The 14,274-nt window shown below is 72.2% G+C and carries 15 protein-coding genes; 6 read left to right on the top strand and 9 right to left on the bottom strand.

Features of this window, described 5'->3' with window-relative positions:
- Genes AC0NZQ_RS14930 through AC0NZQ_RS14920 form a run of 3 tightly spaced genes read right to left on the bottom strand, consistent with a single transcriptional unit; the run spans position 1 to position 1,949 of the window.
- On the bottom strand, positions 1-363 hold the full coding sequence (locus AC0NZQ_RS14930; RefSeq protein WP_474530671.1) for an Rv2175c family DNA-binding protein: 363 nt from the start codon (positions 361-363) through the stop codon (positions 1-3).
- Positions 333-1,094, bottom strand: coding sequence for a class I SAM-dependent methyltransferase (locus AC0NZQ_RS14925; protein ID WP_474530670.1), 762 nt, complete (start codon positions 1,092-1,094; stop codon positions 333-335). Before AC0NZQ_RS14925 ends, AC0NZQ_RS14930 begins: the two co-directional genes overlap by 31 nt.
- The gene (locus AC0NZQ_RS14920; RefSeq protein WP_474530669.1) at positions 1,095-1,949 is read right to left on the bottom strand and encodes a spermidine synthase; all 855 of its coding nucleotides are present in this window, start codon (positions 1,947-1,949) and stop codon (positions 1,095-1,097) included.
- 90 nt (positions 1,950-2,039) lie between these two features.
- On the opposite strand from AC0NZQ_RS14920, the gene pknB reads away from it, so the two are divergent.
- The 4 genes from pknB (at position 2,040) to aroF (ending at position 7,054) form a co-directional block, all read left to right on the top strand.
- Complete coding sequence (gene pknB / locus AC0NZQ_RS14915; RefSeq protein ID WP_474530668.1) at positions 2,040-4,094, top strand: Stk1 family PASTA domain-containing Ser/Thr kinase; 2,055 nt, start codon at positions 2,040-2,042, stop codon at positions 4,092-4,094.
- A gap of 12 nt (positions 4,095-4,106) precedes the next feature.
- The gene (locus AC0NZQ_RS14910) at positions 4,107-4,958 is read left to right on the top strand and encodes a deoxyribonuclease IV (RefSeq protein WP_474530667.1); all 852 of its coding nucleotides are present in this window, start codon (positions 4,107-4,109) and stop codon (positions 4,956-4,958) included.
- A 114-nt stretch (positions 4,959-5,072) separates the two neighbouring features.
- Entirely contained in the window at positions 5,073-5,963 is an 891-nt protein-coding gene (locus AC0NZQ_RS14905; RefSeq protein WP_474530666.1) for a hypothetical protein, read from the top strand.
- A gap of 59 nt (positions 5,964-6,022) precedes the next feature.
- Positions 6,023-7,054: a 3-deoxy-7-phosphoheptulonate synthase gene (gene aroF, locus AC0NZQ_RS14900; protein ID WP_474530665.1), complete on the top strand. Its 1,032-nt coding sequence runs from the start codon at positions 6,023-6,025 to the stop codon at positions 7,052-7,054.
- A gap of 3 nt (positions 7,055-7,057) precedes the next feature.
- On the opposite strand, the gene AC0NZQ_RS14895 is transcribed toward aroF, so the two are convergent.
- From AC0NZQ_RS14895 to AC0NZQ_RS14870, 6 genes are all read right to left on the bottom strand, one after another.
- Complete coding sequence (locus AC0NZQ_RS14895) at positions 7,058-7,729, bottom strand: hypothetical protein (protein ID WP_474530664.1); 672 nt, start codon at positions 7,727-7,729, stop codon at positions 7,058-7,060.
- Between the two features lie 23 nt (positions 7,730-7,752).
- Entirely contained in the window at positions 7,753-8,760 is a 1,008-nt protein-coding gene (locus AC0NZQ_RS14890) for a threonine aldolase family protein (protein ID WP_474530663.1), read from the bottom strand.
- The gene (locus AC0NZQ_RS14885) at positions 8,757-10,103 is read right to left on the bottom strand and encodes a class II 3-deoxy-7-phosphoheptulonate synthase (protein WP_474530662.1); all 1,347 of its coding nucleotides are present in this window, start codon (positions 10,101-10,103) and stop codon (positions 8,757-8,759) included. The genes AC0NZQ_RS14890 and AC0NZQ_RS14885 overlap by 4 nt, the downstream gene beginning before the upstream one ends.
- Positions 10,104-10,146: 43 nt before the next feature.
- Entirely contained in the window at positions 10,147-11,172 is a 1,026-nt protein-coding gene (locus AC0NZQ_RS14880; protein WP_474530661.1) for a 6-phosphofructokinase, read from the bottom strand.
- Positions 11,173-11,433: 261 nt separating this feature from the next.
- Positions 11,434-11,907 carry a polyadenylate-specific 3'-exoribonuclease AS gene (locus tag AC0NZQ_RS14875; RefSeq protein ID WP_474530660.1) on the bottom strand — a complete coding sequence of 158 codons (474 nt, stop codon included), beginning with the start codon at positions 11,905-11,907 and terminating at the stop codon, positions 11,434-11,436.
- On the bottom strand, positions 11,904-12,659 hold the full coding sequence (locus AC0NZQ_RS14870; protein ID WP_474530659.1) for a lysophospholipid acyltransferase family protein: 756 nt from the start codon (positions 12,657-12,659) through the stop codon (positions 11,904-11,906). Before AC0NZQ_RS14870 ends, AC0NZQ_RS14875 begins: the two co-directional genes overlap by 4 nt.
- Before the next feature lie 103 nt (positions 12,660-12,762).
- Here AC0NZQ_RS14870 and AC0NZQ_RS14865 point away from each other — a divergent pair, with 103 nt between their 5' ends.
- Positions 12,763-13,515 carry an alpha/beta hydrolase gene (locus AC0NZQ_RS14865; RefSeq protein ID WP_474530658.1) on the top strand — a complete coding sequence of 251 codons (753 nt, stop codon included), beginning with the start codon at positions 12,763-12,765 and terminating at the stop codon, positions 13,513-13,515.
- Positions 13,512-14,270 carry a hypothetical protein gene (locus tag AC0NZQ_RS14860; protein WP_474530657.1) on the top strand — a complete coding sequence of 253 codons (759 nt, stop codon included), beginning with the start codon at positions 13,512-13,514 and terminating at the stop codon, positions 14,268-14,270. The genes AC0NZQ_RS14865 and AC0NZQ_RS14860 overlap by 4 nt, the downstream gene beginning before the upstream one ends.
- Positions 14,271-14,274: the final 4 nt, after the last annotated feature.

Here is a 14,274-nt window from a genome sequence, read left to right as displayed (position 1 = left end):
TCAGAAGCCGGCGGCCTGGGCGCGTCGCTTGATCTCGGTGCCCCGGTTGGCGCGCAGCGCCGCGATGGGCGTGCCGGGCAGGCTCTCGTCGGGTCGGTGCAGCCACTCGACGATCTCGTCGTCGCTGTAGTGGGCGTCGCGCAGCAGCGTCACCACACCGGGCAGCGACTTGACGATCGCCCCGTCCTGCACCAGCGCGGCCGGGATGGCGCGGGCGCCGCTGTCGGAGCGGGTGGCGACGAGCTGGCCGTCGCGGACGTACTGGTGCACGCGGGTGATCGGCACGCCGAGCGCCTCGGCGACCTCCGGGAACGAGAGCAGATCCACGTCGCTTACGTTGCCACAGCGGTGAGGAGAAGACATTCGTAGCTGACGTCGAGGCCGCCCAGCTCCGTCACCGCCGCGCCGACGGCGTCGAGCACCGCTCGGAGCTGCTCGGCCGGCAGCAGGATGTGATCGCTCTGGGTGGAGATGAGCTCGACGTAGTCCGCGGCGGTGAAGTGCCGCTGCCACGGGTACTGCCGCTCGGTGATCTCGAGCAGGCCGGCCGCGGCGAGCCCGTCCGTGACGGACGTGCGCGGGCCGCGGGAACCGCCGTAGAACCGTTTGCCGCTCACCAGCTGCGGGGCGATGGGCTCGTAGGCGGCGTCGAGCACCGCACGCTGCTCGGCCGGGAGACTGTCCATGTTCCAGAAGAGCGCGACACTGCCGCCCGCGGTCAGCACGGAGCGGGCCTTGGCCGCCCCGGCCACCGGGTCCACCCAGTGCCACGCCTGACCGCTGACGAGCAGGTCGAAGCGGCGGCCGGCGTCGTCCCACTCCTCGAAGGTGCCGACCTCGACCTCGATGCCGTGGCCGCGGGCCACGCTGGCCATGCCGGGGTCCGGTTCGACACCGAGCACCCGGCAGCCCTTGTCCGCCAAGAGCCGGGCCGCCCGGCCGGTGCCGCAGCCGACGTCCAGGACGTCGTGCGGGTCGGTCATCAGCAGGTCGCGGATCATCGCCTCGGGGTAGGTCGGCCGGACCCGGTCGTAGGCATCGGCGACCGATCCGAAGGACAGTGCCCGGCCGCGCTGCTCGCGAAGCTCCCTCATTCACTCACCGTCCCACTCCCCGACCCGCCACAGCGCGTCGGGGGGTTGGGGTGAGCGCATCGGATCGGCGTCGGTCAGCGGCGCCGCTCCCCCGGTGTAGCGCCGCAGCGCCGTCCCGGCGTGGACGGTCCGCGGGAACGCGGCCCGGGCGGCAGCCCGCGAGATCTCGGTGACCGGCAGCGGCGCCCGCGAGGCCACCAGCACGACGTTGCCGAAGCGACGGCCCTTGAGCACCGACGGATCGGCGACCGCGAGCGTCTCCGGCAGCGCGGTGGCCAGCGTCGCGGCCAGGCGGCGGGTGTAGGTGTTCGGCGGGCCGTCCGCGACGTTCACGAGCAGGATGCCGTCGGGCCGCAGCACCCGCGCCACCTCGGCGACGAACTCGGCGCTGGTGAGCTCCGGCGGCACCCGGCCGCCGTGGAAGGCGTCCAGGACGACGACGTCGGCGCTTCCCGCCTTCAGCGCGGCGATGCCGGTGCGACCGTCCACCGGTCGGATCCGCACCCGGACCGAGCGGGCGAAGGGCAGCTGCTCCCGGACGCGTCGGGTGAGCTCAGTGTCGGGCTCCAGCACGATCTGCGGCGAGCCCGGTCGGACGTGGGCGACGTAGCGCGCCAGGGTGCAGGCCCCGCCGCCGACGTGGGTGACCGCCAGCGGCCGCGTCGGCTCGTCCGGGGTGAGGGCGTCGACGACATCGGCGAAGGCCTGGACGTACTCGAAGTCCAGGTAGGTCGGATCGTCGAGATCCACGTAGGACTGGCGGATGCGGTCGACCGTGAGCAGCCAGCCACCGGGACGGTCCGCGTCGGCCAGCAGTTCGACGGCGCCGAGCGATCGGTCCGGCGCGCTGGTCACCGCTTCAGCCTAGGCAGTCACCGGGTGCGGCACGCCGACTCACCGGGACTAAACGGGGGCGCACAGCGGAACGACCGTAGACTCGCGGTCGTGCAGACGGCGGCCAAGGATGTGCTGGTCGGCCGCAAGCTCGAGGGTCGGTACCGGATCCTGGACCGCGTCGCCCGCGGCGGGATGTCCACGGTCTACGCCGCCGTCGACGAGCGGCTCGACCGGATGGTCGCCGTCAAGGTCATGTCGTCCGCTTTGTCCGCAGATCCGGCCTTCTCCGACCGGTTCGCCCGCGAGGCCCGCGCGGCAGCCCGCCTCACCCACCTCAATGCGGTGTCGGTCTACGACCAGGGTCACGAGATCGGCCCGGACGGCCACCACGTCTTCCTCGTCATGGAGCTCGTCGAGGGGCGCACCCTGCGCGAGCTGATCCGCGAGCGCGGCCGGCTCTCCGCCGCCGAGGCGGTGTCGATCATGGAGCCGGTGCTCAGCGCGCTCTCCGCGGCGCACCGTGCCGGGCTGGTGCACCGCGACGTCAAGCCCGAGAACATCCTGCTCTCCGACGAGGGTGTGGTGAAGGTGGCCGACTTCGGCCTGGCCCGCGCCGTCGAGACCGATCCCGCCGCGACCCGCACCGGGCTGATGATGGGCACGGTGGCCTACTGCGCCCCCGAGCAGATCGCCCGCGGTGAGGCCGATCCCCGCTCCGACGTCTACTCGGCCGGCATCGTGATGTTCGAACTGCTCACCGGCAAGCCGCCGTACTCCGGTGAGTCGGCGATGAACGTCGCGTACCAGCACGTGCACAGCCGGGTCCCGGCGCCGTCGTCACGGATCAAACCCTTCGCCGAGATCCCGAGCGAGATCGACGAGATCGTCGTCGCCGCCACCGACAGCGACCCGACCGGACGGCCGAGCGACGCCGGCGCGCTGCTGGCCGAGCTCGCCGACATCCGGGCCGAGCTCGCCTTGCCGGTCGTGCCGGTGCCGCCCCGCCGCCGCGACCGCGCTCCCCGCGCCCCCCGTAAGGATCACCGAACCCGTCCCACCGAGGCGGCCACCACCGGGTCGATCGCCCCGACGTCCGGGCACGACACCGTCATGGTCGACGGTCGCCGACCGGGCGCGAACGGCCCCGGCGGCACGGACCGGCTCGACGAGCGCGGCCGGCCGGTGAAGGCCGACGCCCCGCCCCCGCCCGTCGTTACCCGACCGCAGAGCGAGGCGGCCCGACGCAAGCGCCGCCGCCGCCGCACCCTCGTCGTCACGCTGATCGTCCTCGCCCTCGGGGTGGGGGCGTTCTTCGGCGCCAAGGCCTTCATCGAGTGGCGCTTCGCGCACGTGCCAGAGATCCAGGGGGCGTCGCTGGCCGAGGCCCGGAGCGACCTCGAGGACGCCGGCTACAAGGTGCGGGTTAACGACGGCAAGCCGTACAGCAACACCGTGCCCGCCGGGCACGTGCTGTCCGCCGACCCCGACCCCGGCAGCAGGCTGGCCACGGGCAGCACGGTGACGCTGACGCTCTCGGGTGGCAAGCAGACCTACACCGTGCCGGCGACCCGGAACAAGTCGGTGGGCGACGCCCTGGTCGCGCTCCGCGCGGCCGGCGATCTCAGCGTCAAGCAGACCCCGCAGCAACGTTACGACGACAAGATCGCCCGCGGCGTGGTGATCGGGACCTCGCCGGCGGCGGGCAGCAAGGTCACCAACGACCAGCCGGTCACGCTCATCGTCTCGCTCGGACCCCCGGTGGTCTCGGTGCCCTCGATCCCGGCCGGGACCTCACTGGCCGACGCGCGGAGCAAGCTCAAGGACGCCGACTTCGACACCCGCACCGTCGAGCAGTACAGCGACGACGTGGCCGAGGGTGACGTCATCTCGGTGAGTCCGTCGGACAAGGCGACCAAGTTCAGCACCATCACCATCACGGTCTCGCGCGGGCCGGAGATGGTCGAGGTCCCCTCGGTGACCGGGCTCGACGTCAACGACGCCCAGCAGCGGATCCGCGCCGTCAACCTGGTGCCGAACGTGCGGTCTCTGCCCGGCCTCGGTGACCGCGGCCGGGTCGTGCTGCAGTCGCCCTCGGCCAGCGACGGGACCTCGGCCCGCAAGGTGCGTGCAGGCTCGACGATCACCCTCTACGTCTTCGGCTGAGCCGCTTCACCGATGCCCGCTGCTCCCCTGGCGCCCGTCGGCGCCCATGTCTCGGCGGCCGGCGGCCTGCTCAAGTCGCTGCCCCGCGCCGACGCCGTCGGGGCCGAGGCGCTGCAGGTCTTCGTGGCCAACCCCCGCGGGTGGGCACCACCGGCGGCGGATCCGGACGGTGACGCCGCGTTCCGGGATGCCTGCGACCGGCCGGTCTTCGTCCACGCCCCGTACCTGATCAACTTCGGCTCACCGTCACCGCAGACGCTGGCCAAGTCCGGGGACGCGCTGCGCTTCTCCCTGACCCGCGGCGCCGCTATCGGGGCCCGCGGTGTGGTGCTGCACGCCGGTTCGGCGGTGCTGGGCAACCGCTGGGAGGACGCGATGGTCCAGGTGCGGGCGTCCCTGCTCGCCGTCCTCGACACCGTCCCGGACGCCCCGCCGCTGCTCATCGAACCCACTGCCGGCGGCGGCGGCGCGCTCGCCTCCGACGCCGCGTCGCTGGCCGCGTACCTCGACGCGCTGGGGCGCGACGAGCGGCTCGCCGTCTGCCTCGACACCTGTCACATGCACGCCGCCGGACACGATCTCGCCGATCCCGCGTCGTTCGCCACCGCGCTGGACGCCTACGGCCGGGCTGCCGGCGACGGCCGCATCGGGCTGATCCACGTCAACGACAGCCGGGACCCGGTGGGGTCCAAGCGGGACCGGCACGAGGCGATCGGCCGCGGCAGCATCGGCCCGAATGCCTTCGCCGCGCTCTTCACGTCCCCGATCACCCGTGCGGTGCCGATGGTGGTCGAGACCAACGACACCGAGCACGCCGCCGACATCGCCACCCTCGTCGCGCTCCGGGACGCCGCCGACAGATAGCACATCCGCGGGCTCCGGCACTCGTATCCACTATCGGTCGCCGGAATCGGTCGGTCGTGCACAGGTCGCCACAGGACGGCCACGTGGCCGGTCCGTTCCCGAGACAGTGGCGGCATGCGCGCCGCACTCTGGTACGAGCCCACCATCGGCACCTATGCCGCGCTCCGTCGACGGGGCGTGAGCCCGGACCGCATCGCCGCCCAGCTCGCGGCACGCCGCTGGCGACGATGGGGGTACGCGATCGCGCTCCACAACGGACCGCTCTCGCGTCGCGAGCAGTGGTTCGTCGCGCGGGCCCACGGCGGCACCAACGCCGTGCTGACTGCCTTCACCGCCGTCGAGGCCCGCGGGCTCACCGGCTGGCAACGACAGATCGTGCACGTCCTCGCCGCGCTCGGCACGACCGGATCCCCGCGCTGTCCCGTGCCGATGCAGCTGCACCGGACGCGGCACTGGGACACCGTGCGGACCTATCGCAGCGGTCCGGTGCAGGTCGCTGCTCAGGCCCTGGTCGTCGCAGCCGGCACCTTCGCCGACGCACGCCCCGCCTGCGGCATCCTCGCCGCCGGGGTGCAGCAACGCATCGTGCGTGCCGACGAGCTCGCCGCCACCCTCGCGGCCCAGACGAGGGTGCGACACCGACGGCTGCTGCGACTCGCCGTCCTCGACATCGCCCAAGGATCCGAGGCGCTGTCGGAGATCGACTTCGTCCGGCTGTGCCGACGCAACGGACTGCCGGCCCCGGTACGGCAGGCGGTGCGACGCGGTCCGGGTGGCCGCCGCCGGTACCTGGACGCCTCGTGGCGACGGAGTGACGGCAGGCTCGTGGTCGTCGAGGTGGACGGTGCCCTGCACCTGTCCCAGCGACGCTGGTGGGACGACCAGGAGCGACAGAACGAGCTGGCCCTGGCCGATGCACTCGTGTTGCGCTACCCGAGCGTCGTCGTCCGCACCCGCCCGTCCGTGGTGCTGGACCAGCTGCGCCGCGCCCTGCGGATCCGATAGGCCTGCCGCGTGCCCGGACCCTCGGATGCACTATCGGTCGGCCCGATAGCCTGCTCGCCATGGTCATCGTGATGGCACCGAGCGCGACGGACGACGACGTGGCCGACGTCGTCACGCACATCGAGACGCACGGCGGCAGAGCGTTCGTCAGCCGTGGCGTGATGCGCACCATCGTCGGGGTGGTGGGGACCGAGGAGGTCCTGGAGACCCTGGACGCCGGCGGCCTGCCGGGCGTCGTCGAGACGATGCGGATCACGGCGCCGTACAAGCTGGTCTCGGCCCAGAACCACGCGCACCGCACCACGATCCGGGTCGGGGGCGTCCCGATCGGTCCCGACACCTTCACCCTCATCGCCGGTCCCTGTGCCGTCGAGACCCCGGAGCAGACGCTGGCGGCGGCTCAGATGGCCAAGAGCGCGGGCGCGACGCTGCTGCGTGGCGGCGCGTACAAGCCCCGCACCAGCCCGTACGCCTTCCAGGGCCTCGGTGAGGCCGGCCTGCGAATCCTCGCCGAGATCCGGGACGAGGTGCAGCTGCCGGTCGTCACGGAGGTGGTCGACGCCGCCGACGTGGACGTCGTGGCCGAGCACGCCGACATGCTGCAGATCGGCACCCGCAACATGCAGAACTTCGGGCTGCTGCAGGCCGTCGGCCGCGCCGGACGTCCGGTGATGCTGAAGCGCGGCCTCACCGCGACCTACGAGGAGTGGCTGATGGCCGCGGAGTACATCGCGCAGCGCGGCAACCTCGACATCGTGCTCTGCGAGCGTGGCGTGCGCAGCTTCGAGCCCGCGATCCGCAACATGCTCGACGTCTCCGCGGTGCCGATGGTGCAGCGGCTGTCGCACCTGCCGGTCATCGTCGACCCCAGCCACGCCGCCGGCCGCCGGGACCTCGTCGTGCCGCTGGCCCGCGCGGGCATCGCCGCCGGCGCGGACGGCGTGATGGTCGACCTGCACCCCCACCCCGAGACCGCTCTCTGCGACGGCGCGCAGGCGCTCACCGGCGAGACCCTGGCGGAGCTCAGCCAGGTGGTGGCGACGCTGCCGCCGCTGCTGGGACGGACCAGCGCCGCTCACCTGGCCGGCTGAGACTCAGTAACCGGGGTTGCGCCGCCAGTAGTCGCGCAGCTCGCGCTTGTGCCCGCTGCGACGGACCAGGCCGACGATGAGCAGGATGACGGCGACCACGACGAAGATGATGCCGGGGATGATCAGCAGCACTCCGGCCACGATCCCGCCGGCCACGGACTCGCCGAAGGCCATGCGCGCACCGGTCGGGGCGTCGTCGCTGCGGGCCAGCAGCTGATACTCGCCCGCCTTCGGGATGCTGAAGGTGAAGAGCGCCTCGCCGTAGCGGCCGTTGAAGTCGTAGGTGAGCGTGTTGCGGTAGAGCCTGACCGGGATCTCGTCGTCGCCGGTGGTGGCGAGCGCCAGCCGGACGTCGGCGCGGTGGCTGCCGTCGCTCGGCGTCTCGAGATACCCGATGAACTTCCCGGCGCGCTCGAAACGCACCGTCTGCACCTGCGAGCCGAGATCGGCGCGGGTGAAGTCGTCGATCTTGTTGAAGGAACCGTTGGCCAACACGACGGCGCCGATGGAGATGGCCACGATGCCTACGACACCGAAGATGAGCGCCAGGATCAGCGGGATCCGTCCTCGCAGCCGGGTCTTGCCGTTCGACGGTGGTACCGGAGCGCCATAGGGCTGCCCGTAGGGCTGGCCGGGCGGCGGACCGTAGGCAGGCGGCGGCGGTGGCTGGCTCATGCCCCGCAGTCTGCCGTGACCGGTCAGCCGGCGACCAGAGGCGCCAGTACCTCGATCGCGGTGTCGGTGGCCGCGTCGTCGAGATCGAGGTGCGTGACCAGCCGCAGGAAGGTCGGCCCCAGCGCGGAGACCAGGACGCCCTGCTCGGCGGCCTTCACCGCGACCCCCGCGGCGTCGGACACCCGCAGCACGACGATGTTGGTGTCCGGTGTCGGGACGCCGAGCGCTGCCGCGATGCGGCTCGCGCGGGCGTGGTCGTCGGCGAGACGCTCGATGTGGTGGTCCAGGGCGTAGTGACCGGCCGCGGCGAGGATGCCGGCCTGCCGCATCCCCGCGCCGTAGCGCTTGCGCCAGATCCTCGCCTCGGCGATCCGCTCCCGCGACGCCACCAGGACCGAGCCGACGGGCGCGCCGAGACCCTTGGACAGGCACACTGAGACGGTGTCGAAGGGGGACGCCAGGTCGGCCAGCGAGGTGCCGCTGGCGACGTGAGCGTTCCACAACCGCGCCCCGTCGAGGTGCAGGCCGAGACCGCAGGAGCGGGCCAGCTCGATCACGGCGGCGAGCTGATCGGCCGGCTGCACCGTCCCACCGCCGAAGTTGTGGGTGTTCTCGACCGCGATCGCGGTCGTCGAGACGAGGTAGGGGCCGGCATCCGGGGCGACGAGTCCGGCGACGGCCTCGACGTCCAGGCGCCCGTTCGTCGCCGGCCAGGTGCGGAAGGTGATGCCGCTGAAGGCGGCCGCGGCTCCCAGCTCGGCCCGCGCGATGTGGGCGGTCTGGTCGCAGACGATCTCCTGCCCCGGCCCGGCGTGCAGCCGTAGCCCGAGCTGGTTGCCCAGCGACCCCGACGGCGTGAAGAGTCCCGCCTCGTGGCCGAGCAGATCGGCCACCCGCTGTTCCAGGGCGTTGACGGTGGGGTCCTCGCCGTAGACGTCGTCGCCGACGTCCGCACCCGCCATGGCCGAGCGCATACCCGGCGTGGGGCGGGTGACGGTGTCCGAGCGGAGGTCGACCAGCGAGTCGGTCATGAACCGGACCGGGTCCGCCGGTCGGCGACGAGGCGCTCGGCGACGCGGAAGGCGAGTTCGAGCGACTGCTCGATGTTGAGGCGGGGGTCGCAGGCCGTCTCGTAGCGCCGGCCGAGGTCGCCGGCGGTGAGATCGGCGGTGCCGCCGATGCACTCGGTGACGTCGTCACCGGTGAGCTCGACGTGCAGGCCACCGGGGTGCGTGCCGAGGGCGGAGTGGACGTCGAAGAAGCCGTCCACCTCGTCGATGATGCGGTCGAGGTGGCGGGTCTTCACCCCGTCGGCCGTCTCCTCGGTGTTGCCGTGCATCGGATCGCACTGCCACACCACCAGGTGTCCGGTGGAGCTGACCTTCTCGACGATCGCGGGCAGGACGTCGCGCACCTTCGTGTTGGACATCCGGCTGATCAGCGTCAGCCGTCCCGGCGTGTTGTCCGGGTCGAGGCGCTCCACCAGTTCGGCGGCGAACTCCGGCGTAGTCGTCGGACCGAGCTTGACGCCGATCGGGTTGGCGATGCGCGAGACGAAGTCCAGGTGGGCGCCGTCCATCTGCCTGGTCCGCTCCCCCACCCAGACGAAGTGGCCGGAGAGGTCGTAGGCGCGACCGTCCTCCACCCGGGTCAGCGCCCGCTCGTACTCGAGGATCAGCGCCTCGTGCGACGCGTAGAGCTCGACGCCCTCCAGCGCGGCGTCGTCCACGCCGCAGGCCCGCATGAAGCGGACGGCACGGTCGATCTCGGCGGCGATCTTGTCGTACCGCGCCCCGGTGTGGGTGGTGGCGGCGAAGGCGGTGTTCCAGGCGTGGACGCGATCCAGCGAGGCGAGCCCACCGCCGGCGTAGGCGCGCAGCAGGTTCAGCGTGGAGGCCGCTGTCGAGTAGGCCTGCAGGATGCGCCGGGGGTCGGGGGTCCGCTCACCGTGCAGCTCGTTGACCATGTCGCCGCGGTAGGACATCTGACCGCTGGCGTCGAGGTCGGACGAGCGCGGCTTGGCGTACTGGCCGGCCATCCGGCCCACCTTGACCACCGGCATGGAGGCGCCGTACGTCAGCACGACCGACATCTGCAGCAGCACCCGGACCTTGCCGGCGATGTCGGCCTGCGAGCTGGTCGCGAAGGTCTCCGCGCAGTCGCCGCCCTGCAGCAGGAACGCCTCACCGCGCGCCACCATGGCCAGCCGCTCGCGCAGCTGGTCCACCTCGGAGGCGACGACCAGCGGCGGCATGCCCGCCAGGGTCAGCGCGACCTCGCGCACGGCGACCTCGTCGGGCCACTTCGGCTGCTGCGCGGCGGTCAGCGTCCGCCAGTGGTCGAGGTGGTCCAGCTCGTCGGGTGTTGCGGTCACCGCACCAGGGTATTCGCCGCCGGAAAACGGTTGCGGGCCGACGTCAGCCGAAGAAGACCTCGGCCTCCGCGTAGAGCTCCGGACCCACCGTCTTGAGCTCGGTGGTGGCCTCGGCCAGCGGCACCCGGACGATGTCGGTGCCGCGGAGCGCGACCATCTTGCCGAAGTCGCCGTCGGTGATCGCGTCGATGGCGTGCAGGCCGAAGCGGGTGGCGAGCATCCGGTCGAAGGCGGTGGGGGTGCCGCCCCGCTGGATGTGGCCGAGGACGGTCGTCCGGGCCTCCTTGCCGGTCCGGTGCTCGATCTCGCTGGCCAGCCACTCGCCGATGCCACCGAGACGGGCGTGGCCGAAGGCGTCGGTGCCCTTGTCCAGGGTGGCGTTCTCGCCACCGTCCGGAGTGGCCCCCTCGGCGACGACGATGATCGGCGCGTAGTGGGCCTGGAACCGCGACTCGACGTAGGCGCAGACCCGCTCGACCGAGAACGGGAACTCCGGCAGCAGGATGACGTTGGCACCGCCCGCGACGCCGGCGTGCAGCGCGATCCAGCCGGCGTGACGCCCCATGACCTCGACGATGAGCGCCCGGTGGTGCGACTCGGCGGTGGTGTGCAGCCGGTCGATCGCCTCCATGGCGATGTTCACCGCGGTGTCGAAGCCGAAGGTGTAGTCGGTGGCGTTGAGGTCGTTGTCGATGGTCTTGGGGACACCGACGACGTTGACGCCCTGCTCGTGCAGCTTCGTGGCGACACCGAGGGTGTCCTCGCCGCCGATCGCGACGAGCGCGTCGATGCCGAGGGTGTGCAGCGTGTCGATGACCTTGCCGACTCCGCCGTCGGTGCCGAACGGGTTGGTGCGCGACGAGCCGAGGATCGTCCCGCCCCGCGGCAGGATGCCGCGGACCTCGGGGACGCCGAGGGGCATGGTCAGGTTCTCCAGCGGGCCCCGCCAGCCGTCCCGGAACCCGACGAAGTCGTGGCCGTGGACGCCCACTCCCTTGCGGACCACCGCCCGGATGACCGCGTTCAGTCCCGGGCAGTCGCCCCCACCGGTCAGCACACCAACTCGCATGCCCCGACCCTAGCGGCGTGCCGAGTGGAAACGTGAGCACCCGCAACGCACCCACAACGCGAAGGAGTGCCGCCGAGGAGCCCCCGACGCGACAGAACCAAGGTGACCACCAGAAACGCCACCACCACGAGCGAAGGAGTGCCGCCGAGGAGCCCCCGGGGCGACGATGGCGGCAGCTCCGAGCCGCTGGGCGCGATCCGAGCGCCAGCGAGGAAGCTCGCGCAGCGATCCGAGGTGAGGCCGCCGAGCGCAGCGAGGGGGTCAGCCGAGGATCGCTACCCAGCGCAAGTAATTGTGCCGGGCATCGGCCAGCGCGTCGTGCTGGTCGGGCGGGGCGGCCGGCAGCGGCGGCGAGCCGGCGTCCTCCCACTTCTGCCGCAGCTCGTGGGTGAACCGGGGCAGTTCGCGGGGCAGGGCTCGCATGTCGCCCCACAGCTGGCAGAGCGCGACGTGGTCATAGGCCGCCATCCAGGCCCAGAGCTCGATCTTGCTGCCGGGCTCGGTGAGGAAGGCCAGCAGATCGGTCCGGATCTGCTCGAGCGAGCGCCACGCGGGGTCGGCCGGCGAGGGGAGCTTGTCCAGGACGTGGCGCCGTACCCAGTCGATGGCCCGGCTGGGGTCGAACTCGGTGGAGACGGCGTAGAACTCCCGGCCGTCCTCGCCGACGACCCCGATGGACACCAGGTCGATCGTGGTGCCGTCCTCGATGAACTCGCAGTCGTAGAAGAACTTCACGACGCCCGGCTGTCGGGGACGCGCGAACCCACCGAGCGGGCGTCCCGCTCGCGGGAGCCGAAACCGGTGTCGCTGCCGGTCGACTTCTTGACCTTGGCGGCGTACTGGTCGACGTACTCCTGGCCGGAGAGCTGCATCAGCTCGTACATGATCTCGTCGGTCATCGAGCGCTCGACGAAGCGGTCGCCGGCCATGCCGGCGTAGCGGGAGAAGTCCAGCGGCTTGCCGACGCGGACGCCGGGGCGCGGCCGCAGCTTGGGGAAGAGCCGACCGGGCGGCTGGATGACCGCGGTGTTCACCATGGCGCACGGGATGACGACGGCGCCGGACTCGAGTGCCAGCCGGGCGACGCCGGTCTTGCCGCGGTACAGCCGGCCGTCCGGCGAGCGGGTCCCCTCGGGGTAGATGCCGAGCAGGTTGCCCCCGCCGAGCACGCGGACGCCGGTGGTGAGCGCGGCGCGGGCCGCGTCCTTGTCCTCTCGGTCGATCGGCACCTGCCCGACACCGGAGAAGAACATCCGCGAGAAGAAACCCTTGATGCCGGGGGTGGTGAAGTACTCGGCCTTGGCCAGGAAGGTCACCTTGCGCGGCATGAGCAGCGGCATGAAGAAGGAGTCGCAGAACGACAGGTGGTTGGAGGCCAGGATGGCCGGACGGTCGTCCGGGATGTGCTCCCGGCCCTCGATCCACGGCCGCCAGAGGAACCGCAGCAGCGGCCCCAGGAAGATGAACTTGGCGAGCCAGAAACCCACCGTTGCACCTCGTCCGTTCGCCGTTGCCGTGCCGTGACCGTTCTGCGCAGCACATTAGTCGTGCATCCTCGCCCCGGCCAGAGACGGCAGGCATGATGGTGCCGTGCTGCAGCCTTCCGACAGCGAACCCTTCGTCGCCGACGGCGGTCCGGTGGGCGTCGTGCTGAGCCACGGCTTCACCGGAACCCCCGCCAGCATGCGGCCCTGGGCGCAGCATCTGGCCGCGGCCGGACTGTCGGTACGGCTGCCGCTGCTGCCCGGCCACGGCACCACCTGGCAGGAGACCAACCGCACCCGCTGGCCGCAGTGGTACGAGGCGATCGAGTCGTCCTACCTGGACCTGCGCCAGCGCTGCGACACGGTCTTCGCGATGGGTCTGTCCATGGGCGGGACGCTGGTGACGCGGCTAGCCGAACGGCAGCCGGAGCTCGCCGGCCTGGTGCTCGTCAACCCGGCCTACGGCACGCGGCGCCTGGACGCCAAGCTAGCGCCGCTCTTCGGCCGGCTCATCCGGTCGCGGCCGTCCATCGGTGGCGACATCAAGAAGCCCGGCGTCGCCGAGCCGGCCGGCGACCGCACCCCGGTCATCGCCTTCGCCTCGCTGCAGCAGCTGTGGAAGGTGACGGTGGCCGACCTTGCCGAGGTCCGGGCGCCGATCCTGATGTACCGCTCGCGCGAGGACCACGTCGTGGACGACCTCTCGGCGCAGCTGCTGCGCGCCGGCGCGGTCAACACCGAGGTGCGCGAGGTCGTCCTCGAGGAGAGCTACCACGTGGCCACCCTGGACAACGACGCCGAGACGATCTTCGCCGGCAGCCTCGACTTCGTCCGCGACCTCGTGCCGGACGCACGATGACGCTGACCCCGGAACCGCCGGACGCCTCCTCCGGTCCCCCGGCGGAGCCGCCGCGCCGCGACAACGGGCTGCGGGCGCCGGCGTACGTCCCGCTCACCGATGTCGAGCCCGATGTCGGGCAGCACCTGCTGACCGCGCTGGGCCGTGCCCGCATCGCCGCCTACCTGACCGAGGCCACCCCGGCCGACAGGCGGGAGCGGCTCTTCGTCGCCTCGGAGGAGCGGACCGATGCCCGCACCATCGTGGCGGCCGCGGTGCGGGCCCTGGGCGGCGACGAGAGGGTCTCGGCGCCGGCGGTCACTCCGCTCCCGGACGATCCGCTGGCCGGCATCGACACCGACTCCGCCTTCGACGCGCTCGTCGCCGACTGGCACGTCGACACCCACGCTGCCGTCCGCGAGGCCGAGCGGGACCTGCGCCGAGAGGACGCCGAGTGGCGCGCACGGCTGCACCGGTCCGCCGCGCCGACCGAGGAGGGTGCCGGCGACGACGCCGCCGAGCCGGTCTGGCTGGACGACGACCACTACGTGCCGCCGCCACCCCCGCCGCTGCCCCGTCTCGCGGCGCCGACGGTGATGGCGATGGTGGTCCTCGCCGTCTCCGTGGTCCTTCTGGGGCTCGGCGGCCAGATCGGCCTCGCTGCCAACTTCGCCTTCGTGCTGGGCCTGGTCGGGCTGCTGCTCGGCGGCACCATGCTCTTCCTGCGGATCAGCACCCACCGTCGTGACGAGGACGACGACGGCGCGGCCCTCTGAGCGC

The sequence above is a fragment of the Jatrophihabitans sp. sgz311053 genome, from assembly GCF_056135305.1.
Note: the sequence above shows the minus strand (reverse complement) of the source record. Positions and strands in the feature narration are given on the sequence as shown.